Consider the following 23,639-nt stretch of genomic DNA (forward strand, 5'->3'; position numbering starts at 1 on the left):
GATTCCCTCCTGACCCGAAAACAAAACATTTAAGGAGGATTACAACATGAAACAAATCAAGTCGCTATTTTTATTATTTTTAATGACATTTTCTCTAATTGGCCTCGCAGCATGCGGGGATGACGAGTCATCATCTGAACAGGAACAGACGGATGACCCACGACAGGAAGAACATGCAGCAGAAGAAGACAGCCAGACCGAAAAGGAGGCGGATTTTCCGGTTACGTTAACTGATGACTCCGGCACAGAAATGACGATTGAAAAAAAGCCGGAGCGAATCGTTTCCGTGATTCCAAGTTCCACTGAAATCGCCTTTGCCTTAGGACTGGGTGATCAAATTGTCGGTGTTTCCGACCATGACAATTACCCGGAAGAAGTGAAGAATATTGAAAAAATAGGGGGACTGGAGTTAAACTTTGAAAAAATTGTTTCCCTTGAGCCGGATCTGGTGCTGGCAAATACAGCCAATGGTGAGGCCATTCAACAGATGCGTGATTTAGGTTTGAATGTTTTGGTGCTGGGTGCACAGAACCTGGAAGGGACCTTTGAAAATATTTTGTTAACAGGCAAAGCTACTGGGACATCAGAAAAGGCTGAAGAGGTAGTAAACCAGATGAAAGCCGAACGGGATGAAGTGATCAACCTGGTCAGTGAAATACCAGAAGAAGAACGGAAAACAGTCTGGATTGAGGTAGGACAGGATTTATTCTCTGTTGGATCAGGCACATTCTTAAATGAGCTGGTTGAACTGGCAGGCGGAAAGAATATTATGGATGATCAGGAAGGCTGGCCTCAGGTTTCAGAAGAAGAAGTGCTCGAGCGAAATCCTGAAGTAATCCTTCTGACATATGGGAATTACATGGAGGGAGATCCGGTTGAAGCAGTGAAGAACCGCGAAAATTGGCAAAGTGTTACGGCTGTTCAGGAAGGACAGATATATAGTCTGGATGGCGATATGGTTACTCGTCCGGGCCCGCGTATTACCCAGGGTTTACAAGAAATTGCCAGAAGCCTCTATCCAGAAAAATTTAATCAGTAATTGGAGTTGTTCCCATGAAGCCATTCCAGCTTAACCGGTGGATCATAAAGCTCCTGATCTGGGCCCCGGTATTTGCGGTGATTCTCCTGTTCATCATGATGTTCAGTGTGTCCACTGGCAGTGCAGATCTGGACTTGAATACTGTGTGGTTTATTTTACTCTCAAAAGTTCCTTATATTGGCGCGACGGTTGAGCCGTCCTGGCGGGATAGTGCTGAAACCATTGTGTGGGATATCCGCATGCCTAGAATAATCCTCGGGGTTCTCGTAGGAGCTGCTCTGGCCGCATCCGGAGTGGTTTTTCAGGGGGTGCTGCGAAATCCTCTGGCAGATCCCTATATCCTTGGCGTTTCCTCCGGGGCAGCTCTGGGTGCTTCACTTGTCATGCTCTTCGGAATTGAACTGGTCATTCTCGGTCAGTGGACTCTTCCGATTGTGGCATTTTTCACGGGATTTATCACCTTGATTTTTGTGTATTACCTGGCCAGGGTAAGGGGACAGCTGCAAATCGAAACCCTCATACTTGCCGGTGTGATTGTACAGGCTTTTTTCGGGGCAGTCCTTTCCCTCATACTGGCCCTTTCTGAGGAAAAAATGCAGATCATTATGTATTGGATTATGGGGAGTCTCGCACTGACAGACTGGAGCTATAATAAAGTGATTTTTCCTTTTCTCATCGTTGGGCTTCTCGTGATCTGGTTCTTGTCCAGAGAGTTGAATATGCTCATTCTTGGGGAGGAAGCAGCACAGCATACCGGTGTCAATGTGCAGAGAGTAAGGGTCATCCTATTAATTGTGGCCTCGCTGATCACCGGTGCAGCGGTTTCCGTTTCGGGTACGATCGGTTTCGTGGGTCTTATTATTCCCCATATTATGCGGCTAATTTTCGGTTCAGACCACCGTCTGCTTTTTCCTCTTTCGGTTTTGGGAGGAGCCATTTTTATGGTGGGGGCAGATACGATTGCCCGTACAATTCTTGCCCCAAGGGAGTTGCCGATTGGGATCATAACAGCTTTTCTTGGAGCCCCGTTTTTCGGATATTTGCTCCGCAGGCGAAAAAACGGGTTTTTTTTAGGAGGATGATGGTATGTTACAGGTTGAATCGGTTTTCCAGAACGTAAACGGCAAACCCATTCTCGATCAGGTCAGTTTTCACGTTAAAAAGGGAAGCTGTTTTGGAATTATTGGGCCGAACGGATCCGGGAAAACGACTCTATTGAAATCGATATCAGGATACTACAGGCCTGTTTCCGGGACGATTCGGTTTCAGGGGAAAGAGGTTCATGAATTTTCCAGAAAAAAGCTGGCCCAAAAGATGGCGGTGCTGTCTCAGGAATCTCTTCCAAATTATCCGATCACAGTGTTCGATACCGTGTTAATGGGGCGTTATCCTCATTTGAAGTGGTATCAGCGGGAAGGAAAAAAGGATCTAGAAAAAGTAGATGAGATTCTTGAACTTACCAGTCTTACCCATCTGCGGGAACAAACACTGGATACGTTAAGCGGAGGAGAACGTCAGCGGGTAGCGATTGCCAAAGCTATGGCACAGGAACCTGAACTCCTACTCCTTGACGAGCCAACAACCTACCTCGATATCGGACATCAGATCAGCCTGCTGAAGCTCGTCAAGACCTGGCAAAATGAATCCGGCTTAACGGTCATCATGGTTCTTCATGATCTGAATTTAGCTTCTCAGTTTTGTGACCAGCTCCTCCTTTTGCATCAGGGAAAAGTTGTGAAAATCGGAAGCAGTAAAGAAGTGATCAAAAAGGATATGTTAGAAAAGGTTTATGAGACTATTCCGGAAATCATCCCTCATCCGAAAACCGATGTGCCCCAGGTCATATTGGGCATTTAATAGCTGAAGGTGTCCTTGACATGGACACCTTTTTTTAATAATGGGGGATCATTCCTGCTATCTGACCCTTTGATTTTTTATAAGAGGAGTTTATCGCCTTGAGGAAGCCGGATGGCCTCGCCGAGAAAGTGCCACCGCTCGAAAAAGAGTACTGATGACCCAAGGAGAGGGTGTGACGGCCCAAGGAAGCGTGCTGATGGCCCAAGGAGAGGGTGTGACGGCCCAAGGAAGCGTGCTGATGGCCCAAGGAGAGGGTGTGACGGCCCAAGGAAGCGTGCTGATGGCCCAAAGAAGCGTGCTGATGGCCCAAGAAGAGAGTGTGACGGCCCAAGGAAGCGTGCTGATGGCCCAAGAAGGGAGAGTGACAGCCCAAGAATCTAAGCTGATGGCCCAAAGAAGAGTGCGAATGGCCCAAAGAGAGGGTGTGATGACCCAAAGTGAGCGCGCAATGGCCCAAAGAGATGGAGAGACCGCCCAATCCTTTAATCTGACTCCCCAAATGTAGAAATACATCCACGAATAAAACGGTTTCTGTTAAAATACATGTATATGGATCAGGAATTTATATACAAAGGAGCTCAAAGAATGGAATGGAAAAATATTTACCGCGGAATGTTGATGGGGGCCAGTGACTTGATCCCTGGTGTAAGCGGAGGGACGATAGCGGTTGTACTAGGGATTTATGATCGGTTTATTGAAGCGATTAATGGGTTTTTTACCAAACAATGGAGCAAGAGTCTAAAATTTTTAATTCCCCTTGGTACAGGCATTATAGCTTCATTGCTCTTATTAAGCAGTTTGATCCACTGGCTTTTTGAACATTATCCTCACCAGTTACAGTTTTTCTTTTTAGGTCTTATTGCCGGTATATTACCATTTCTGTTTCGCGAAGCAGGGGTAAAAGAACACTTTTCCGGCTTTCACTACATATTGTTGCTGGCTGCAGCCATGCTGGTTGCTTCCATGGTCTTTTTTAAGGAGCCTGGTGTACCTGATATTCTCGATACGTCTAGTACGAGAACGTGGATTCTATTATTTTTCTCCGGCTGGGTAGCGAGCATGGCGATGATGCTTCCGGGGATCAGCGGGTCTTTTATTCTTCTGTTAATCGGTGTATACCCCACAGTGATGGCAGCTCTGAAGGATCGGAACCTGTTCTTGATCGGGATTGTGGGTGCAGGAGTGATCGTCGGGATTGTCATCAGCAGCAAAATCATTCAATATTTTTTGGTGTATCATCGGTCATCTACCTATGCTGTTATCATAGGACTGGTTGTAGGTTCCCTTGCAGTGGTCTATCCTGGAATGACCGATGGAATGGGTGCTATGTTTTTGAGTCTTCTCTCCCTCCTGCTGGGACTTGCAGCGGCTGTTAGTCTTGGTAAGCTTGAGTATAAACGATAGGATTAGGCACGATTTGAAATGAGAAGACAAATGGTTGAACAATCGTTTGATCAACATGACTGATGTTGAGGAGGAGAGGCTCTCTCCTGTTCCAGCAGACCACTTCAGAAGCTATTCAAGCGGTACAAAAATTGAAAAAGAAACCATGATCGAAAGCCATTAGCCCTCTGGAATGTAGGAATAGGGATTTATAATTTGGCCGCCAGACTCACCATGTTCCTGTGTAGGAACGGTGAACAGCCATGGTCGGATGCAGTCAGAGAATCGGGGCAAGCTTTTGGCCATTTTAACAAAGATATGCAAAACTCACTCGGACCTATTATAAAAAACGGACACAAATGCATTTAATCAAGCCGCTATCCACTTCTTTCAAGAAGGCGCTTTTCCCATCGTTTTAAGATTAGAAAAAAATGAAACAGGGCTGTCCCTTTTACGGTCAGCCCTGCTTGATTCTACTATTTGGTCAATGCTAAAAATTCTTCTGCATCCTTTATGCAAAGGCTAATCCCCTTTTCCCAGAAAGCTTCTTCTGTTAAATTCTCACCCAGATGTTTCATGGCTAAATCTTCTACCGTCATGACAGCGGTATCCCGGAGAAGGGCCTTATACTTTTCTTCATAACTTTCCCCGGACTCTAAAGCTCTGGCATAGATACTTAAAGAGAATAAGTAGCCAAACGTATATGGAAAATTATAGAACGGTACACCTGTAATATAAAAGTGTAGTTTTGATGCCCAGAACCGCGGATGTGTTTTCCCAAGTGCTCCAGCATAAGCTTCTCGCTGGGCCTCCTCCATCAGTTTATTTAATCGCTGGGCAGGAACCAGACCTTTTTTCCGCTCTTCATAAAATCTTGTTTCAAACAGGAAGCGGGCATGAATGTTCATAAAGAAGGCCACGCTGCGCTGCAATTTATCATCAAGCATCGCCACTTTTTCCTCTTTCTTTTCCGCTTCCCTGACTGCCGCATCGGCCACAATCATTTCAGCAAAGGTAGAAGCCGTTTCAGCTACATTCATGGCATAGCGGCGATTAAAGAGATGCATGGATTTTAAAGCATAGGAATGATAGGCGTGCCCCAGTTCATGGGCCAGTGTTGCCACATTGGACATCGTTCCACTGTATGTCATGAAGATCCGTGACTCTTCTGATAAGGGGAATCCTGTACAAAATCCCCCGGGTCTTTTTCCGGGGCGGTCTTCTGCTTCAATCCATGATTGTTCAAAGGCTTTCCTGGTAAAGGAAGATAGGTCTGAACCAAACTTTTCAAAATGTTTTAAAATAAATTGGGCACCTTCGTTATATGAAAGCTTCTTCGCTGTTTTCCCAACGGGTGCATCGAGGTCATGCCAGTCCATTTGTTCTTTACCCAGTAAACCCGCTTTTCTTTCTAAGTATTTGACAAAAGGCTTTTTATGTCTGGAAATGGCTCCCCACATGGCCTCGAGGGTTTCTGGCTTCATACGGTTATATTCCAGAGGCTCTTTCAAAATATGATTCCATCCCCGCTTTTCATACATGCTCAATCGAAAGCCGGCCAGATGGTTCAGAGTTTTAGCGAACAGGTCTTCTTTTTCTTTCCATGCTTCTTCTAGCTTTTCAAAAACTTCCTTCCGCACATCTGGGTTTTCATGGGACAGCAGATTGTTTGCCTGACCGATGGATAGGGTCTTATCTTCTCCTTCCACATTCACCCTGACGCTCATGCTGCCCACGATGGTATGATACATTTCTCCCCAACCATGATATCCGTCAACAGACAGGGATGCTATGAGTGATTCTTCTTCGGCAGAAAGCTTATCTCTGGCTTTTTTTCGCCATTCATTCAATACAAAGGACAGTTTTGAAAGGGTGTCATCGTTCAAAAGACCCTGCCAGACATGATCTTCTGTCAGGGCTAGTTTTTGCTGAAAGGCGTTAAAAGAAGTGCTAAAACGGGCATTGATGGTTGAAAGTTCATTTCTGAGCACGCCTGCTTTTTTGTCCGCCATATTCTGGGCTTCGAGACAGCTGACAAAAGCACTTGCCTGTGTTAGATTAGCCGTGATTTCTGTTGCCTGGTCAATGATTCGGTTGATATTTTTCACTTCATGTTTTCCCTCAGGGGTCGTAAAGTCCTGGACGAATCTGGAGAAGTCTTCAATCTGGCTTTTTAGCTGATCTACGTGGGATCGCAGCGCGGGGGAATCACTTCCTCCCGGAAAAATAGAATCCAGATCCCATACGTCGGAATATGAAGTAATCGTCATAAATCGTCCCCTCCCTGTATACTATTCATTTGATCCTTTTCATGGATACATGAGATGTAAACGTTTTTCCCATTATATCATGGTATTTCGTTATTCGAAATCGTTTTCAAGGGCTTCCTGAAAGGGTTGGCTGTCCTGATTATGGCCAGGAATAGATCTCGGCTTCCCGATGGTTGACGCTATTGATGTTAAAAGGGAGTATTGTTGTCAGTAAAGTGAAAAATCTCCGCCTGAATAGGCGGCATGACGACGGAATTGTCCCGGGCGACATCGCTGGTTCCTGGATGCTGATGATTTGTAGTCGTTTTATGCAAGGGTTCTGTTAACCGTAAATGTTGATATTTGAAGCCCGTTCGAAATATTAATATAATTATCAATAGAACAAACATTCGGAGGAGGTTTTAAGGTTGGGCAAAACAAGCGAAATGTTACTGAATATGGAGGTGAACAAAATCATTTCAAGAAAAGTTATTTCGGCATCTGTCTCTGGCTCTATGTTTGCTATTTTGTTAGGTCTCATCGTGCCAAATCCATTTGGTGAAAATCTTTCATCACTATCAAATTATTTATTTGCTGTTGTATTAGCCATACCTGTTTATTTGATGTATAGTTTCCCGGTGATTTTAATTTATGGAGTGTTAGCCTCTATCATTAGTGATAAAGTCAGTCAATTTAATTCTACAAAAATGAAAAATGGAAAGTCTGAAATATTTTTCTCTGGGATTTTGCACGCTGTTTTTGGTCTTATACTACTTTTGTATAGTTTAGGTGCTTCTATGTTGTTCTTTATTACCGATAGAGTCCTACAAAAGCAAAATAAAGATTATAAACCATTACAAGCCATTAAGAGTTTGGCAATTCCATTTGCAGTCTGGCTAATTTTTATGGGGATTGTATATTTAGAGCATATATTTACAGGGTTAAACAAGTATTGGTAGGGTATTCCAGATTTTTATATCATTTATCAACATTAAAGTTTAACAGAGCCTATGCAAAAAAAGAAAAATGGGTGGGTGTAAACTTTAAAAGGAGACAGTCCTTTAAACCATTAGCCGATACGCAACATGGAAGTTCTCTTGGCGAACACTATGTTCCCTGTTTGGATGCACGGTACACCCTGTAATCAAGCACTTGTTCATATTTTTTCATCATGTCGAGATGATCCAGCCAGATTTTTAGGGCTTCAAAACTTAGAGACCCGATATTAAAGTCGGTCAACTCCAGAGGGGGATGATCTGGGGCCTGAATGTTCTCCCGTTTCATTCCTGTAATTTCCTTAAATCCACAGTCCTTTAAAGCTGCTATCCATTCGTTTTCCGTCAGGACCCGGGTGATTCCGTATATGCGTCGAATATCTTTTTTTTCATATTCAGACAAAGAGGAATTAGATGTCATCTCTAGATCGAGGAGTACACCACCCTTTTTTAATACACGGAAATACTCTCTCAGCGTTAAAGATATCTCTGTAAATGCCGTGACTGACTCGGCGATAATGAAATCAAATTGTTCATCCGGAAAGGGGAGACGCTGAACATCTCCCTGTATCAGCTCAATGTCAAGCTGTTCCTTGTTAAACCGTTCTTTTGCTTTTTCAAGCATAAGGGGATGGAGATCCAGAGCACTTACCTGACATTTATATTGTTTAGCCAGGTATTCTGATGTTTTTCCTGTACCGCAGCCAACGTCCAGCACCCGTTGATGTTTTTCAATCTCTTCGGGTTCTAAAATTTTTTTTGTTAAGGAGAATCCCCCGGGGTGAGCACTGCTGATGCCGAATTTTGCCAGAAAATCGATATATGACATGTTATTCAATGATACGTCCCCCTTGAATCGTTCTTCTCTATTCTATGGTCCAGAGGTGTTGCAGGTTCAACAACCATAAAAAAATAGGTGCCCACCCAGCGGCCAGCACCCAATTGTATTTATCTAAATGTTAAATCGTCAAATTTCGCCGTTAAACCTGCATGCTTAACCAGTTGAAGAAAACCATTTTCTAGATCCCACTCTGCCTTCCAGTTTCCCTTTTCCGTTTCAATAAACCTGGCATCCTTGAGCATATAGATTTCCTGCAAACGGTGCGCCATCTCTTTTATATTTTTTACCCCCATTTGGATGTGTGAAAACTGGACCTCATTGACAATATTGATCTGAGGGGGATGATTTTCACCATCCTCCCATTCAATTAAAAAAGGGAGGATGTTGTATTTGAGATCATAATCGGGAAAAAGCATGCGCCATTTCATGACCGTTCCATCGGGCCGTTTTCTTTGTCCCGGAAACGGTCCGTGATAGGGGATGTGGTTTGTGTCGTAATGGTCCAGAAACTGATCCATGTGCTGCGTTCTTAAAGCAAACTGAATCGGACCGTAAAACCCTCGGCCGCTGGCATATCCGACATGTTGAATGAGGGGATTGTCAGATGTTTGCACTTTTTTCTCGTCTTCGATACCGATCCATTCGATATAACATCGGTTTTCCATAAAGGATAGGTAGTTATAGGTCCCCCACTGTTCATGATGGCCTCCTTTTGTGGTGATCAGTCCGTGTTGAATAGAGGCATGCTCCTGATCCAGTTCAGGGTTTTGTGAAAAAATAACAAGATGATCAAAAGCTAACATGTTTCCCATCCTCTCATGACGTGAGATTATTGAAGATTAAAAACACGGGCAAGCAATTCATATGACTTCATCCGTTTTTCGAAAGGAACCGCAATGGTATTGACAATGACTTCGCCAACCTCGTAAGCTCTGGCCAGCTTTTCGATTTTTTCTTTCACCTGCTCGGGGTTGCCCACAATCATGCGTTGACGGTTATATTGAACCCGTTTTTTCTCAAAAGGAGAATAAGAATATTGTCTTGCTTCTTCCGGAGAAGGAAAGTAATCATGAAACTGCCCATTCTCAACCCGCAAAAGGGCTAAATCTAGACTCGATGCGAGGTATTCCGCTTCCTCCTCGGTTTCACCACAAATGACAAAAATGGCTACACTGCCACGGGGTTCATTCTGGTGAATGGATGGCTGGAATGATTCGTAATATTGTTTCATGGATGTTGCTCCGCTTTCACCATTGATGAACTGGGCATATGTATACGACGTTCCAAGTTCGGCTGCCATCATCGCGCTTGTTCCGCTGGACCCGAGCATCCAGATGGAAGGGACGTTTTCTCCCAGTGGAGTTGCCTGGATTTGATAGGTCGGATGCTTCTCGCCATGCAAATAGTAAATGAGTTCCTGAACCTGTTTTGGATAGTCTTGAACATTCGGATATTTCCCCCTATTCAGGGCGTAATTTACACCAGGCATTCCTCCCGGGGCACGCCCGATTCCCAGATCAATACGCCCCGGGTACAGGCTTTCAAGAACTCGAAATACTTCTGCTATTTTATATTCACTGTAATGGGGAAGGAGAACACCTCCTGTTCCTATACGAATATGATTCGTATGAGCGGCCAGATGAGCAGCCAGTATTTCCGGGGCCGAACCCGCTAGACTTTTTGTGCTGTGGTGTTCAGATACCCAGAATCTCGCATATCCGAGTTTTTCGGCCCACTGAGCCAGTTCCGTGGTTTGCTGAAGGGCGTCAGAGGGAGTCTGATTTGGAAGCAGAGGTGACTGATCCAGCACACTTAATGTGATATTCATTTTAAACACCCCATTCAAGTTGGTTATGTATGATTATTTTTCCCCATCTTTGATATTTTTTCAAAGATTCTGTTTCATGGTTTTTCTGTAAATCTGTTTTAAACCCCCATACCCTCCAGACCTTCCTCTCATATCATACAAAAGAAGACAAAAGGAGGGATGTTTAACCATGAACGATCTCTTTAAAAAAATTGAAAAGCAAACCGGGGTAAATATGAATGATGTTCTCCGATTGGCCAATTCCCTGGAAGGTGCTGATTTACACGATGAAAGAACTGTCCGGAAGCTGGTGAAGCAAGTGGGAAAAATTGCCGGCAAAAGGGTTACCAAACAAACCGAAGACATGATTGTAGATACCCTTGTTCATAAGAAACAGATGCCTGATATGTCGACGATTTCCAAAATGGTTGATAAACGAAGATAAGGGTGGAAATAGGGCATTCCAGATGCCCTATTTTTCTATATAAGAAAAGAGTGATCAGGGCACTTTCACCCCTGCCAATCACATGATCAGGCAGATCAGTCAGATCAGTATAGACTGTCTTTGCCGGGTACAGTTCTTCAGGGGGGATGTCCAGCTCGATCACCCACCCCTTCATAAAATGAAGGAACAAGAATCCCGGGTCTATCGCTAGTTGTCCAGCTCGGGCCCACTAACCCTCCATGCCTGTCATTGAGGAAGCTTCCCCCCGGAGAACCTTCAGTGGCTTTTGGGGCAAGGCGGTTGAGCTTGTCCAATGATCAAAAGGGGGAGACGCTTTCCCCCTCAATGATTTAATAATATCCATACCCCCAGGCTGCCCCGACAATAATCAGTAAGATGAACAGGACCACAATCTGGGTAAATCCTCCGTGATAACCATATCCGCCCATTCCATTCACCTCCATTTCATTTACTAGTATCATATGGAGGTTTATAATCAAGTGTCTAGGCTCCTGTACCTGATTTGGTGTATTCCGTTAATTATTTTGTCTATATCAGGTGCGATTTTGAATTTTTTCTGACATAACAGCGTGTTTTTTTATTGTGGAGCGGGGATGAAACAGGAAAATGATGAGAGATATCCAATTAAGATGTATAATCAAATTTAATATAAAATATCATAAGGGAGTCATAAAATGAAACGAAAACATGCACTGGTTGTAGGTGGGACAGGGATGTTAAGTGATGTAACCCTGTGGCTTGTAAAAAAAGGATATGAGGTTTCTGTGATTGGCAGACGGAAAGAACGGTATCACCAGCTGATGCAGAAGGCGGAACACCCCGAGCGTATATCCAGTATTCTCGTGGACTATCACCATACGGATGAACTGAGAGACAAGTTGATGGAAGCAATTGATCAGAGAGGTTCATTTGATTTGATTATTGCCTGGATTCATTCCACTGCTAAAGAAGCCATTCCTGTGATTATGGATGCGCAGAGCCGATCTGGAAGAAAAAGGAATTTTGATTTCTTCCATGTCAAGCAATCTCAGGCTTATTTTACCAACCATATGCCGGAGTGTTTGCCCATATGTAACTATCATGAAATTTTTCTCGGTTTCAAAATCGATGGGGGACATTCCCGCTGGCTGACTCACCGCGAGATTTCAGAAGGAGTGATGGACAGTGTTCACCACGGTCGGGAACAAACCATTGTAGGACAGGTGGAACCCTGGGAACTCCACCCGTAAGAAACGGGTGCCAATGAAATAGGGAAGTTATGTCTGCGGGGCCATCATACATTTGAACCCCTGCTGACAAGGGGGGCTATTTTTCCATGTTTAAATGTACATTGATATCTGTTTGATTTGCCGGAAAAATGAAACGTTTTCATTATTCAAACGTCTAATTAAATGCAATATATCCTGGAGGAAGGGGTGACTCGTATTGGGGCTGGACGAGTTCATGAAAATGGTCGAGCCGTATGAGCTGGTGCAGGTCAAGCACCCTGACGGAAAAAAATATGAATTCTTTTTTCACAGAAGCCGTTTTCCTACCGGCAAAAAAAATGTACTTTCAAAAGTAACAGAACTGAAGGACGGCACGCTGAGCGGCTATATTTATGTAGGTCATTTGCCTGAATATGATCACCATCCAAAGCGGACAAAAATGGGCTACCTTCCAATTAAACATTTTACCGCAGATCAATTAGAGAAATTATTAAAAAAAGTAACAGAAAGGTGCCATACATACATGTAAGGTGCTGCCAGACGGGCTGCACTTTTTTTTATGCTTGCTTTCAAGAAATGGTATAGTAGATACAAAAACAGGGGAGGTTTACGTTGTGTTTAACATGCCTTTTGAAAAATGGAGAAACGAACATCCTGCAGGAGAACCCCGGGTACATTCATTCAGAGAGCTGTTGGAAATGGTACAGAACCAGAGTATCAGAAAAGCTACAGCGGATAAAAAGAAAGTTTTGCTTCTGGCCATCGATATGCAGAATGATTTTATGGATGGTGGAGCTCTCGGAGTTCCAGGAGCCAGGAAAGATGCCGAACGGTTAAACCAGTTTATTTATGATCACTTTGAAGACATCACCCATATCATGGTATCCATTGATACCCATAAGCCGAGGCAAATATTTCACCCATGCTGGTGGGAAGATTCCAGAGGCAATGAACCGGAACCACTAACCATCATACATGATGAAGATGTGGAGCAGGGAAGATGGAAACCCCGGTACTTTGCTGAAGAAAGCAAACGGTATGTCCGGAAACTGGAAGAAACGAGCAAAAAACAGCTGTGCATCTGGCCGTATCATTGTCTTCAGGGGACTTACGGACATGCGCTGGAAAGCCAGTTTGCCGCGATGGCTTATCTTCATTCTGTTTTGCGGGAATATGATCTGAAAACAGTTGTCAAAGGGGAGGACCCGTTAAGTGAAATGTACGGAATCATAGAGCCAGAATATAGTGAAAAGGATTTGACCCGTAGAGATGTCATCAACGAGGTAAAACAGTACGATGAAATCATCATTGCTGGAGAAGCGGCATCCCACTGTGTGTTGGAATCGGTCAATCAACTTTGCTCGCACCTGGAAAATAAGGGTGACCTGCTGGAGCATACGTATATACTAACCGATTGTATGAGTTCTATTCCCGGATTTGAAGAGGATACAGAAAAGGCTTACCGGAATCTGGAAAGAACCTATGGAATTAAGCGTATTACCTCGGCACAATGGGGGAAATAGTGCGGTCATCTGGCTTTTCGTTATTCCATTTACAAAAATGAGGAGTGATAAGGGGGGGCGGATCTGGAATTATTTGGCCCTGTATAATCCGACGAGTTCATTTGATGACAGCTTTCCCTTATCACAGGTGTTACATTGAAACTTTTTCATCCTTCATTCGTAAAGAAAGACAAACCTGTGATAAAGGACGGATAGAGATATGGAGCGCTGTCTGCTTGTGTCAGATGTTGGTGTATCAATGAGAGATGAACGGATTCTAAAAGACATATCATTTCAGGTGAATGCGGGTCAAATCACAGCTTTAATTGGTCATAACGGAGCCGGAAAGTCAACGGTAATGAAAACGATTATGGGATGGCAGAAAAAAAGCAAAGGAAAAATCATGATTCAGGATAAGGATCTGGATGAGGACTATCTCGCGTATAAGCGATTGTATTCGTATATTCCCGAAGAGCCCATGCTGCTGTCGGAATTAACCGTTTATCAACATTTTCAGCTGTACGGAAAAAGCTACAGAATTGACGAGAACGCATTAAATCAGAAAGTGGACCGATTGGTTTATAGGTTTGATATTGAGGACAAGATGAATGAATATCCCGAAGCGCTGTCTAAAGGGATGCGTCAAAAGGTGCAGTCCATATGTGCCCTACTCCCGGATGTTCCTTTGCTGCTCATTGACGAACCTTTTATGGGGCTAGATGTCTATTCGGTTGATGAGTTGCTTGATGAGCTGAAGGAGAGAAAGAAAAAGGGCACAGCAATCCTAATCACCAGTCACCAGCTGGATAAAATCAAAGATATAAGTGATGAATATGTCATGTTAAGAGATGGACATGTGTATGAGTCTGGCAAGATTGATCGCTTAGCAGAGTTAAAAAGGAGAAAATCATGATGAGGGAATATCCCATTTTTCACACCTATATCTGGATGAAAAAGAAAAGATGGGAGAAAAAAATCAAGATATACCGCCAGGTCTTTCATTTATTGTTTGACTGGACCATTTCGGTTTATCTGGCACTGTTTGCTGTCCCTGGACTGATCATCCTGCGGGACTGGATTCACCAGTCCGTACTGCTTACAGCTTTTTTCTCCTCTTTCACTATAGAATGGGTGGTTATTTTTTTTCTGGGATGGGTTGCCCTTCAAACTGTACATAGTTTTCGGGATCCGGGAGTCTATATATCCAGTTCGGAATATCAGTTAGGTCTGCTACCTTATCCAATGAGGAACGTTTGGTTTTATGCCTATCTGGAACAGGTAATTTATTCGATCCTGATGACTGTTGCCTTATTCTCACTGCTGACCCTGTTGACACCACTGGATTCTGCAGTGGTAATGCTTATATCCATTTCTTTTTTAATCGGAAAAACGTCTGGAATTCTGGTGAAATGGCGTCTGTTTCAATTGAACTTGTTCACAAAAGCATTGATTGTTGCCCTTGTCTATCTGGTCCTTTTTGCCTTGCGCATCCTTTTCTACTTTTTAGACCTTCCAGTTTCCTGGCTGCTTGGGGGAGGATGGCTGCTGGTCATGTTTGCGGGGCTGTTGCTTTTCTATCAACCTCTCTACAACATCGACTGGGGAAAAGTGGTCAGCTACAGCGATGCCAGAGTCTGGCGGATGTGGATTGTGCAACAAATTACGAAAACCCATGTCAAACCGGCACGCCGCTATCAATTTTTACAGAGGTTTTTTCAGGGGGAGCGAGCTCGAAAACCGTTTCCCTATGAGATGTCTGCCATCAGCTTCCGAATGTGGCGCTCTTATTTAAAAGACCAAATGGAGCCTATTTTACAATCGGCCGGTGCCGTATATATTGCAGGAGTTGCATTAAACCTTCAGGGGAACTGGGGAGCGGGAATCGGGCTTGCTGTCGGCATTTTCATATTTAACCAGATGGCTTCTGCCGTTTTTATGTCTCATTTTTCCCGTTCATTTATGTTTGCCATCCCATGGGAAGTGGCCGGATGGGCTCAATCGTTTCGGAAATGGTATGTCTTTGCGGTCGTTATGTTTCTTCCTCTTGTTGTCTGGGGGTTTGATCATCATCATTTTATGCTTATGATAACTGCTACTTTCCTGATTATGGTCTGGATGTATTTGGATTTGCAGCTGGCCATTTCAGGGAAATTTAATAATTGGTTAAACCGTTCATGGGATAATGGCCCAATCCATCTGGCAAGGGGAACCGGATTTGTTTCCCTTGCGGTCAGTGGAATTTTCCTGTGGGGAATCTATATGGCTGTTCCATTATTATTCCTGCTGATTATCAGATCCAGCTGGCTGAGCAAAAGTTGGTTCAGCATGGGAAACGACAATGTTGCATAACGGGATCTTTCGCCGCGAAAGATCCCGTTATTTTTTGCAGACCGCGATACCTAAAGGGTAGTGTACGTTTTCACGGGGAGGTTCGATTAACACCCCTTTTTGGCCGTAAAAGAATGTTTCCGTATAGCCCTTGAAAAGAACCCAAAATTCTTCTGGTGTTAACTGATGCACATGAAAAGGAGACCCGCATGGCTTGCCTCTCCCCTTCCCAAAAGGCGTGGATACAATCAGGGTTCCCCCTTCTTTCAGCAGGTTAAAATAATTGGCTAAAATTTTTTTTTCTTCTTGAATATGTTCAATCGTTTCAAAGCTGACAATGACATCAAATCCTCCCAATTCTTCCGGCAGATTTGAATCAGTGGCATCTTTAACGAGAAAAGTGGATTTCGGGTGATAATATTTTCCCTTTGCATATTGAATCACATTCGGATCAATATCAATTCCAATTACTTCATCAATTTTATTTTTTGCTTTTTTTGCGATCAGATGGGTTCCGTACCCGGCCCCGCAGGAGAGGTCGAGAACCCTTCCATGGACATAATGCAAAGCAAATTGATAACGGGCAATATGTTCTAACAATAGATGGTTCATAGGATCCATAAATTCAGGAATGACTCGTTCACCGGTATCATCCAGCAAAAAAAATCACCGCCTTCATGATTATTGTCTACAATATTATGCCATAAATCAGACAAATGTCGAATAAGATGTGTTTTTGACAATCGTTTTTGATTCACTCTATAATAGGTTTAACCAAGTGGCAAAGGCGGTCTGACCATGAATGAGCATGAATATCAAAAGAAGAAACGTGATCCTTCTTTAAAGCTGTTTGTTGTTTTGTCAAAAGCCTATCGAACAGTGATTGATCTTTCAAATGAAAACATTTTAAAACATGGTTTAAACCCGACAGAGTTTGCTGTTCTAGAACTTTTATACCATCAGGGTGATCAGCCGCTGCAAAAAATCGGTGAGCGGATTCTCCTGGCAAGTGGCAGCATTACCTACGTTGTGGATAAACTTGAACAGAAAGGTTATCTGGAGCGAAAACCGTGTCCAAATGATCGGCGGGTCATTTACGGATCCATTTCGGAAAAAGGGAGAGAACTGTTAAATAAAATATTCCCTGAGCACTGGTCTAGAATTGAGCACATTACAGGAGGGCTGTCTGATCAGGAAAAAGAGCAGGCCATTGAGCTTTTGAAAAAACTCGGTCTCTATGCAAGTCAATTCAAAGAAGATCAGAACAGTCAGTCATAGATTTGTGGTCATTGGCCCTATCGGATCAGGATATGCCTGTCAGGGTCTTTTTCATGTTCTTTATAGTATGAGACGATGTTGGGAAGAATGGTCTGAAAATCCGGGCATTCAATGTTGCTGTCTCTGAGTCTCTTACGGGCATTGGAAGGGTCAAACTGGCATTGATTTGTAAAATAGTCAAGGGCTTCTTTTTCAACCCTGAGCCACTTTCTGATGCCGGGAATACTTAAAAACATTTTTGCGGTCATCGTGGGAAGGATGAAGGTGGGAGTTTGGTTTAAATATTGATCCATAAACATGGCGTATAATTCCCTTGCTGTGTATGGATTGGGATCAGTCAGATGATAGGTTTCACTTTCTTTTAATTCCAGGTGGGCAAGGTAAACCGTTGCCTGAATAACATAATCAATCGGAACGATATTGACTGTTGCATCGCCTTTGCCGATATACGGTATAATCGGCAGAAAACGAAGCTTTTGGAACATATTCAAGATAAAGTAGGGCCCGTCAAATTTTAAGGTTTCCCCTGTTTCTGAATGTCCCACCACAATTCCGGGACGGATGATTGTTACAGGCAATTCTTTAGCGAGCGACTGGACGTACCGTTCCGCTTCATATTTCGTTTCTTCATAAAAATTTTTAAACCCTGTATGATGCTCGAGATCGGTTTCATAGACGGTATCCTGCCGCTTTCCTGCAACGTAGGCAGTGCTGAAATATATATAGCGTTTCAGCTGGTTCAGCATTCCGATAAAATCATTGACGTTTCTTGTACCCTCAACATTGACTTCCCATGCCGGCTGGAAAGGGACAGCCAGGTCGTAGATGGCTGCAAGGTGAAAAACATGACTTACTTCATTCTGGAGTTTTTCCAGATGTACCCCGCTCATATCCAGGTTGTTTTTTGTAATATCCCCGGGAATCAGTTCAATCTGCTCTTCGGAAAAATTGATTTCTTCCACCAGTTTCCTGAGAGATTCTTCAGCCTTCGTCATCATGGATGGCAAAACAAGGGCATAGATTTTTTCCACAGGCTGTTCGGTAACAAATAATTCCTTGATTAAATATGTAGCAATATAGCCCGGATACCCGGTAAAAAAGTATGTGTTTCCCATTTTAACACCTCCTGGATGTTTTTTAGGTTTACATCCACTTCTCGTTCGTTCATTGTGGTGAGGATGATTTTGTAGAACTGTTTCGGCGGCATCTCCTTATTATTATATTCTCTGCTGGTCAAGAGAATCCCTTTTTCCTGTTTGACTGTTCACTGGAGAGGGTATTGGATAACGAGACGAAGGTGCAGATTGAGGTGATCAGACTATGGATGAAAGGAAAGCGGTTGTATATACGAGCGAAAATTGTGCCCAGAGTCGAAAGGTCATACAGTTTCTGGAGCATTATCAAATTTCTTATGTGGAGAAAAATGTAACCGGTAATGAGAAATATCTTAAAGAACTTCAGGATCAAAGCATTTACGGAACTCCGGTCGTCTATGTTAATCAGGTGTACATTCAGGGATATCAGAAAAACCGGCTTGCAGCAGCATTTCATATTGATATAAATGACTAATTCCAGTAGCTGAGCAGGAACAACAGCCCCCTTGATCATCATACGTTATAAAAGGGCGATGATTAGGGGAGGTGTTCATTTATGCCTGGTCCAGGGGATCAATGGCAGGGTATGGGTATTCCATACCATCCTTTTGTGGGTACTGGCTTATCAGCTCCAAATCCATCGAGCTGGCAAGCTACTGGAATGGGGAACCAAGGCTGGAACATGCCAGATCTGTCTGCGGTGAATCAGATGTTTTCTGAAATCACGAAAATGCCTGGTTTCAATCAAATGGATTGGTCAGCTCTGATCAACCAGAGTGCAAACCCGGGCTCAGCTCCCTATCAATTTTTTCAGAAACCCCCTCAGCCTTTTCCCTCTGAGTTTGGAACCTCGCCTTATGGAGGGGCTAATCAACTGATGAAGGGGGGAGGCCCTATCTTAGCTTCATTTATGAATGAGGATGGGCAGATTGATTTTGATAAATTGTTTTCTACTGTAGGACAGATGGTATCAACCGTTAACCAGCTTACCCCTCTTTTAAAAGGATTCAGTTCGCTGATGAAAGGTATGTAACAACTCGAAGACAGGTGAGAGCACCTGTCTTTTTTACGTATAAAGCAATGTATCCCTTTTCTCACAGGGAAAGGAGTGTGACCCGCCCAAAATAGATGCCGATTGCTCAAAGAGGTGCGCTATCCGTCTCAGGAAAAAGCTGAACGGTTTTTTTATAAGTGAAGAAAAACACAAGGGACAGGTATGTAAAAACCTGACTGCTGTCATAAATTGTGGTAGAATAATCTTCATTGAAAAAAATTCGTACCGTATTTCGTATTAGAGGTGACCATCATTGAACCAGGCAAAGGTTAAAAAAGCCCCCGTATCAACCCCGTTTTACTATGGCTGGGTGATTACGGCAGTAGCAGGAATGAGCCTGTTTTTCTCCGGACCAGGGCAAACCTATTCGGTTTCTATTTTTATAGATTACTATATAGAGGAATTTGAATTCTCAAGACGCTACATATCTGGGCTCTATTCAATAGCTACCCTGGTTGCAGGGATTTTATTATTTATCATTGGCAGGTATGTGGACCGCATGGGTCAACGGACAGTCATGACGGCTGCCGGAATTCTCCTCGCCCTCACATGCTTCTGGAACAGTTTTCTGACGGGGCCAGTGATGATGTTCATGGGGTTTTTTATGCTCAGGTTATTTGGACAGGGTTCTATGACGCTGTTGCCAAATACCCTTGTTCCCCAGTGGTTTTTTAAACGCAGAGGAAGAGCTCTCAGTATAATGGCGATTGGCGGTTTTTTAAGTTCAGCCCTCTTTCCGCCTGTAAATGCTTTTTTGATTGACTGGATGGGGTGGCGTCTAACATGGGTGTTCTGGGGCATTATGCTGCTGGTTATGTTTGTACCATCAGCACTGATCTTCGTCCGAAACCGTCCTGAGGATATTGGGGAAAAAATTGATGGGCAAAAGTCGGTCGAGCATAAACAAAAGTCTTCTTTGCATGTGGAAATAGAAGAAAAAAACTGGACATTAAAACATGCCATGAAAACAAGGGCGTTCTGGCTTATTCTATTTTGTGTGAGTGTTCCAGCCCTCGTAAATACAGGAATCACCTTTCATCTTGTGTCTATGATGGAGGAGAAGGGACTGACTACCGAAACAGCAGCAATCGTTCTATCGTTAATGGCAGTCATCGGTTTCCCGGTAACCTTTGTGACAGGATATCTAGTCGACCGCTTTCAAGTTCATTATATTTTGATGATGACCTTTGTCGGTCACATTGCGGCCATAGTGCTCTTGTGGCAGGTGGAAAGTGTAGCCGGTGCGATCGTGTACGGTATTTTGTGGGGAATGATTAGTGGATTAGAACGGATTGTTTTGAATATCGTATGGCCGAACTATTTTGGACGGGAACATCTGGGCAGTATCAAAGGCATTGCTCAAACGGTGATGGTTTTAGGTTCAGCTTTTGGCCCTCTTCCCTTTGGAATCTTTTACGATACATTTGGCGGATACGATGAAATCTTGTTCGTCATGATTGGTCTCCCCCTTCTGGCAGCTGTTTTTGCTTTTATTTCGCCCAAACCTTCTTTTGAAAAATATCATTCTGAACATGCATAAATGATAAGAAAGGGACTGGGACAAGATTTCAGCAGGTAATCAAAAATCCGAACGTTATTCAATGAATGGGTTCGGATTTTTGATCATATAAGAAAATGTAAAACTTGAGTTTATGACAATCCTTCCCGTTGCCCTGTACCTCAAATCTTTGGACCAGTCAGCTGCTATGAAAGCCCTCCTGGCAAGGAGGGCTACAATAAAAGTTCTATTAGTCTTTTAGTCTTTGAAAAAGGCGATGACAATTCCGCCTTCTGCAGCATAAGTGGCGATTAACGGACCCATTTCCACCATCATGGAATCGTTAAAAGGATATTTTTCTTTAATTTTTGTCAGTATGGACTGAGCTCTTTCCGGAGCCCTGCAGTGGGACATAGAAATCGTCTTATTTTCAAAGTGTCTGGCATATTCTCCAATCTGTTCAATAAAACGACGGATGGATTTTTTGTCTCCCCGGACTTTTTCTGATACCTCAATGGTCCCTTCTTTACTGGCATTCATCAGCAGTTTGATGTTTAATGTTTTCGCTATTGCTCCTTTGACTCGGTCAATTCTGCCGCCTTTAACGAGGTTTTCCAGGTTTTTTAGAATAAACAGTGTAGTGGTTTTTTCAATTTTTTCTTTCATGTGTGTGACAAGCTCCGAAAAAGTAAGACCTTCTGTTATTTTTTCACCGGCTTCTTTCACAAGAAGAGCAATCCCGGATGTGGCCGTCTTGGTATTTAACACTTCAATTTGCCTGTTCGGCTCTTCTTCCAGTAGCATCTGTTTCCCGATTACAGCATTCTGGTAGGTTGCGCTTAACCCTTTGGACAGAGAAAGCATTAAGATGGGTTTGTCCGCTGGGATCCGTTTATACGCTTCATAAAATGCCTGTGGTCCTGGAGCCGATGTTTTTGGAAGTTCATCCGTTTCTTCCATTTTCTTAAAAAAATCCGGCAAGTCAAGGTCAACCCCTGGTCTGTACTGTTCATTGCCGATTTGAATATGGAGCGGAATCATTTTTACCTCATATTGTTCTTTCAGAGATGATGTGAGATCAGCGCCCCCATCAGTCAAAATTTGAATATTCATCATCATCACCCTTTAATACTCATTTTTTGTTCATATCGCTAACCCTCTTTTTTGAGAGATAAGCTTTCCTTTTTTTGCTTGTACTGAATATAAACATCATGAGACCAAAAATCACAATAGATCCACCCAGTAGCTGAAACCATGTGACCATTTCCCCGAGAACAAAATAGGCGAGTATGGAAGCTCCGACAGGCTCAAACAAAATTCCCATCGTAATCGTTGAGGAACTGACCCATTTTAAAGCCCAGTTAAACAGAGTATGACCGAAAAAGGTTGGAATAATGGCCAGAGCAAAAAACACGAGCCAGTGATCGCCTGAATACCCAAAGAAAGGTTTATCCAGGATGAGATTGTAGATGAGCAGTGTCAGGGAGCTCATGCTATAAACGATAAAGGTATAGGTCATTAGCGAAAGCCGCTTTCTCACATCCTGTCCCAGTAAAAAATATCCCGTAACCATGACGGCGCCGAGAAGGGCAAGGATGTCTCCAAATAAAGCCATACCGCTGATTTGAAAATCTCCCCAGCTGATGAGGACGCTTCCTGTAAGGGCGATGAGCATACTGAGCACAGCCCCGGCTGAAAAGCGTTCCTGAAAGAAAAAATACGTGCCTAAAAAAGCAAAAATGGGCTGCATCGTCACAAGCACCACTGAGCTGGCTACCGAAGTAAAATTCAATGATTCAAACCAGAGAATAAAATGAAACGCGAGGAAAACTCCTGCTAGCATTGTCAGAAGCCAGTCTTTTCTTGTCACGAACTTAAATTCGTGCAGACGTTTCCATAAAACATAGGGACTCATAATCAAGACCGCCAGGAACAAGCGGTAGTTGGCAATGACAGATGCGGGCGCTTCGTCAGCAAGTTTGACTAAAACAGCAGCTGTTGAAACCGAGATAACACCAATGGTAACAGCAATGTACGGGCCAATCAGTTTTTTATCCATTTTACTCCTCCCGCACGATTCAATCATCTAATCCTGTATATGGGGATGATTTAAATTCAAGTATATATTATGTTCATTTTATCATGGTTTTTGCCCGGGTAAAGTGAAAAATATCAACCTAAATCTATCGAACGAACATTTCGAGAATAACCAGGGTCAGGATAGCTCCCCAGAACAGCACCAACACGATTTTTTTCCAGGGAATGCGTTTCTTTCGCCAGCGATCAGGGTCAAAATGGATCTCATTATCATCAACGGCATATCTCTTTAAAGTACCGGTAAAAAAGGGACGCACGTTATGCAGGAGCAGCGGGCCAAGCGCAAATCCTGTCAGAAGACCGAAAATGTGGGCATAGATGTTTATATTCGTTCTTAAAAATGTCATAATAAGACCTAATATAAGAATGACTTTTACAATCTGGGAACTCTGATCATCCATTAAATGCTTTTTGTACATCATCATATATACATAAATGCCAAATAGACCGTAGATTGCCCCGGAGGCTCCAGCATGTATGACAAAGTCGTGTGCGAGATAGAGAGTGGCAACATTGCCGCCGACTCCTGTCAACAAATAAAAGAGGATAAATTTCATTTTGCCGAGCATCGTTTCAAGGGCAGGACCGAATAACACGAGTGTAAAAGAATTAAAAAGGGTGTGCATCAGGCCGAAATGAAAAAACATTGCTGTAACAATCCGCCAGTATTCACCGCTTTTAATCAGTCCATTATGGCCGACACCCAGCTGTTTTAATTCCATAAAAAAGGATAGGGGAATGACCTCCGTGGTGATCCATAGAAGGATATGAATGGTTACAAGGGTGCTGATGACGGGATAGAATCTCAAGAAATCTTTAAAACTTTCGTTACGGATAAACATGTTATCACCTTTTCGTTATAGTTAAAATCATATTGACGGAAGAAAGATTTTCATCAGCCGGCGGGCTCCGTCATCTTTCCTTGATCGTATAGAGCCGTTCA

27 protein-coding genes are annotated in these 23,639 nt (G+C 43.3%); 17 read left to right on the forward strand and 10 right to left on the reverse strand.

The genetic code is table 11. From position 1 onward, the window contains the following. Positions 1–46 precede the first annotated feature (46 nt). The 5 genes from EDD68_RS10105 to EDD68_RS10125 all read left to right on the forward strand — a co-directional run bounded on the left by EDD68_RS10105 (position 47) and on the right by EDD68_RS10125 (position 4,300). The gene (locus EDD68_RS10105) at positions 47–1,039 is read left to right on the forward strand and encodes an ABC transporter substrate-binding protein (RefSeq protein ID WP_132372137.1); all 993 of its coding nucleotides are present in this window, start codon (positions 47–49) and stop codon (positions 1,037–1,039) included. A gap of 14 nt (positions 1,040–1,053) precedes the next feature. Continuing rightward, entirely contained in the window at positions 1,054–2,121 is a 1,068-nt protein-coding gene (locus tag EDD68_RS10110) for a FecCD family ABC transporter permease (RefSeq protein WP_132372139.1), read from the forward strand. Positions 2,122–2,125: 4 nt separating this feature from the next. Continuing rightward, positions 2,126–2,896, forward strand: a complete 771-nt coding sequence (locus EDD68_RS10115) for an ABC transporter ATP-binding protein (RefSeq protein ID WP_132372141.1) — start codon at positions 2,126–2,128, stop codon at positions 2,894–2,896. Between the two features lie 154 nt (positions 2,897–3,050). Continuing rightward, positions 3,051–3,401, forward strand: coding sequence for a hypothetical protein (locus EDD68_RS10120; RefSeq protein ID WP_132372142.1), 351 nt, complete (start codon positions 3,051–3,053; stop codon positions 3,399–3,401). A gap of 80 nt (positions 3,402–3,481) precedes the next feature. After that, complete coding sequence (locus tag EDD68_RS10125; protein ID WP_132372144.1) at positions 3,482–4,300, forward strand: DUF368 domain-containing protein; 819 nt, start codon at positions 3,482–3,484, stop codon at positions 4,298–4,300. 455 nt (positions 4,301–4,755) lie between these two features. On the opposite strand, the gene EDD68_RS10130 is transcribed toward EDD68_RS10125, so the two are convergent. After that, positions 4,756–6,549 carry a M3 family oligoendopeptidase gene (locus EDD68_RS10130; protein WP_132372145.1) on the reverse strand — a complete coding sequence of 598 codons (1,794 nt, stop codon included), beginning with the start codon at positions 6,547–6,549 and terminating at the stop codon, positions 4,756–4,758. A 407-nt stretch (positions 6,550–6,956) separates the two neighbouring features. On the opposite strand from EDD68_RS10130, the gene EDD68_RS10135 reads away from it, so the two are divergent. Then, entirely contained in the window at positions 6,957–7,487 is a 531-nt protein-coding gene (locus EDD68_RS10135; RefSeq protein WP_243646831.1) for a hypothetical protein, read from the forward strand. A gap of 148 nt (positions 7,488–7,635) precedes the next feature. Here the strand turns inward: EDD68_RS10135 and EDD68_RS10140 are convergent, their stop codons facing one another. The 3 genes from EDD68_RS10140 to EDD68_RS10150 form a co-directional block, all read right to left on the reverse strand. After that, positions 7,636–8,352 (reverse strand): class I SAM-dependent methyltransferase, encoded by a 717-nt coding sequence (locus EDD68_RS10140; protein WP_243646835.1) that lies wholly within the window; start codon positions 8,350–8,352, stop codon positions 7,636–7,638. 119 nt (positions 8,353–8,471) lie between these two features. Then, positions 8,472–9,167 (reverse strand): VOC family protein, encoded by a 696-nt coding sequence (locus EDD68_RS10145; RefSeq protein WP_165902141.1) that lies wholly within the window; start codon positions 9,165–9,167, stop codon positions 8,472–8,474. A 26-nt stretch (positions 9,168–9,193) separates the two neighbouring features. Continuing rightward, positions 9,194–10,186, reverse strand: a complete 993-nt coding sequence (locus EDD68_RS10150; RefSeq protein WP_207902573.1) for an LLM class flavin-dependent oxidoreductase — start codon at positions 10,184–10,186, stop codon at positions 9,194–9,196. Positions 10,187–10,361: 175 nt separating this feature from the next. On the opposite strand from EDD68_RS10150, the gene EDD68_RS10155 reads away from it, so the two are divergent. Both EDD68_RS10155 and EDD68_RS15600 read left to right on the forward strand, forming a co-directional pair. Next, positions 10,362–10,616, forward strand: a complete 255-nt coding sequence (locus EDD68_RS10155) for a stage VI sporulation protein F (RefSeq protein ID WP_132372152.1) — start codon at positions 10,362–10,364, stop codon at positions 10,614–10,616. Between the two features lie 82 nt (positions 10,617–10,698). Further along, positions 10,699–10,827, forward strand: coding sequence for a hypothetical protein (locus EDD68_RS15600; protein WP_279388254.1), 129 nt, complete (start codon positions 10,699–10,701; stop codon positions 10,825–10,827). 139 nt (positions 10,828–10,966) lie between these two features. Here EDD68_RS15600 and EDD68_RS10160 read toward each other — a convergent pair whose 3' ends face one another. Next, positions 10,967–11,065 (reverse strand): YjcZ family sporulation protein, encoded by a 99-nt coding sequence (locus EDD68_RS10160; protein WP_132372210.1) that lies wholly within the window; start codon positions 11,063–11,065, stop codon positions 10,967–10,969. A gap of 246 nt (positions 11,066–11,311) precedes the next feature. Here EDD68_RS10160 and EDD68_RS10165 point away from each other — a divergent pair, with 246 nt between their 5' ends. From EDD68_RS10165 to EDD68_RS10185, 5 genes are all read left to right on the forward strand, one after another. Further along, on the forward strand, positions 11,312–11,866 hold the full coding sequence (locus EDD68_RS10165) for a short-chain dehydrogenase (protein ID WP_132372154.1): 555 nt from the start codon (positions 11,312–11,314) through the stop codon (positions 11,864–11,866). Positions 11,867–12,080: 214 nt separating this feature from the next. Beyond that, positions 12,081–12,374 (forward strand): hypothetical protein, encoded by a 294-nt coding sequence (locus EDD68_RS10170; protein WP_132372155.1) that lies wholly within the window; start codon positions 12,081–12,083, stop codon positions 12,372–12,374. 94 nt (positions 12,375–12,468) lie between these two features. Continuing rightward, entirely contained in the window at positions 12,469–13,368 is a 900-nt protein-coding gene (locus tag EDD68_RS10175) for a cysteine hydrolase family protein (protein WP_424399166.1), read from the forward strand. Between the two features lie 217 nt (positions 13,369–13,585). After that, positions 13,586–14,260, forward strand: coding sequence for an ABC transporter ATP-binding protein (locus tag EDD68_RS10180; protein WP_243646832.1), 675 nt, complete (start codon positions 13,586–13,588; stop codon positions 14,258–14,260). A 35-nt stretch (positions 14,261–14,295) separates the two neighbouring features. Continuing rightward, a complete protein-coding gene (locus tag EDD68_RS10185; protein ID WP_207902571.1) occupies positions 14,296–15,696 on the forward strand; it encodes a hypothetical protein in 1,401 nt (466 codons plus the stop codon). Positions 15,697–15,723: 27 nt separating this feature from the next. Here EDD68_RS10185 and EDD68_RS10190 read toward each other — a convergent pair whose 3' ends face one another. Beyond that, on the reverse strand, positions 15,724–16,335 hold the full coding sequence (locus EDD68_RS10190; RefSeq protein WP_132372162.1) for a class I SAM-dependent methyltransferase: 612 nt from the start codon (positions 16,333–16,335) through the stop codon (positions 15,724–15,726). Positions 16,336–16,473: 138 nt separating this feature from the next. Here EDD68_RS10190 and EDD68_RS10195 point away from each other — a divergent pair, with 138 nt between their 5' ends. Then, a complete protein-coding gene (locus tag EDD68_RS10195) occupies positions 16,474–16,953 on the forward strand; it encodes a MarR family winged helix-turn-helix transcriptional regulator (RefSeq protein ID WP_132372163.1) in 480 nt (159 codons plus the stop codon). 17 nt (positions 16,954–16,970) lie between these two features. On the opposite strand, the gene EDD68_RS10200 is transcribed toward EDD68_RS10195, so the two are convergent. Continuing rightward, the gene (locus tag EDD68_RS10200; RefSeq protein WP_132372165.1) at positions 16,971–18,068 is read right to left on the reverse strand and encodes an SDR family oxidoreductase; all 1,098 of its coding nucleotides are present in this window, start codon (positions 18,066–18,068) and stop codon (positions 16,971–16,973) included. Positions 18,069–18,273: 205 nt separating this feature from the next. On the opposite strand from EDD68_RS10200, the gene EDD68_RS10205 reads away from it, so the two are divergent. From EDD68_RS10205 to EDD68_RS10215, 3 genes are all read left to right on the forward strand, one after another. Then, positions 18,274–18,522: a glutaredoxin family protein gene (locus EDD68_RS10205; RefSeq protein WP_132372167.1), complete on the forward strand. Its 249-nt coding sequence runs from the start codon at positions 18,274–18,276 to the stop codon at positions 18,520–18,522. An 81-nt stretch (positions 18,523–18,603) separates the two neighbouring features. After that, positions 18,604–19,080, forward strand: coding sequence for a YppG family protein (locus EDD68_RS10210; protein WP_132372169.1), 477 nt, complete (start codon positions 18,604–18,606; stop codon positions 19,078–19,080). A 274-nt stretch (positions 19,081–19,354) separates the two neighbouring features. Further along, complete coding sequence (locus EDD68_RS10215) at positions 19,355–20,641, forward strand: MFS transporter (RefSeq protein ID WP_243646833.1); 1,287 nt, start codon at positions 19,355–19,357, stop codon at positions 20,639–20,641. Between the two features lie 216 nt (positions 20,642–20,857). Here EDD68_RS10215 and EDD68_RS10220 read toward each other — a convergent pair whose 3' ends face one another. The 3 genes from EDD68_RS10220 to EDD68_RS10230 form a co-directional block, all read right to left on the reverse strand. Beyond that, the gene (locus EDD68_RS10220; protein ID WP_132372171.1) at positions 20,858–21,712 is read right to left on the reverse strand and encodes a DegV family protein; all 855 of its coding nucleotides are present in this window, start codon (positions 21,710–21,712) and stop codon (positions 20,858–20,860) included. 19 nt (positions 21,713–21,731) lie between these two features. Beyond that, entirely contained in the window at positions 21,732–22,658 is a 927-nt protein-coding gene (locus EDD68_RS10225; protein ID WP_132372172.1) for a DMT family transporter, read from the reverse strand. Between the two features lie 124 nt (positions 22,659–22,782). Next, positions 22,783–23,538, reverse strand: a complete 756-nt coding sequence (locus tag EDD68_RS10230; RefSeq protein ID WP_132372174.1) for a rhomboid family intramembrane serine protease — start codon at positions 23,536–23,538, stop codon at positions 22,783–22,785. Between the last annotated feature and the right edge of the window lie 101 nt (positions 23,539–23,639).

The sequence above is a fragment of the Melghiribacillus thermohalophilus genome, from assembly GCF_004342905.1.
In the GTDB taxonomy this organism is placed as follows: domain Bacteria; phylum Bacillota; class Bacilli; order Bacillales; family Alkalibacillaceae; genus Melghiribacillus; species Melghiribacillus thermohalophilus.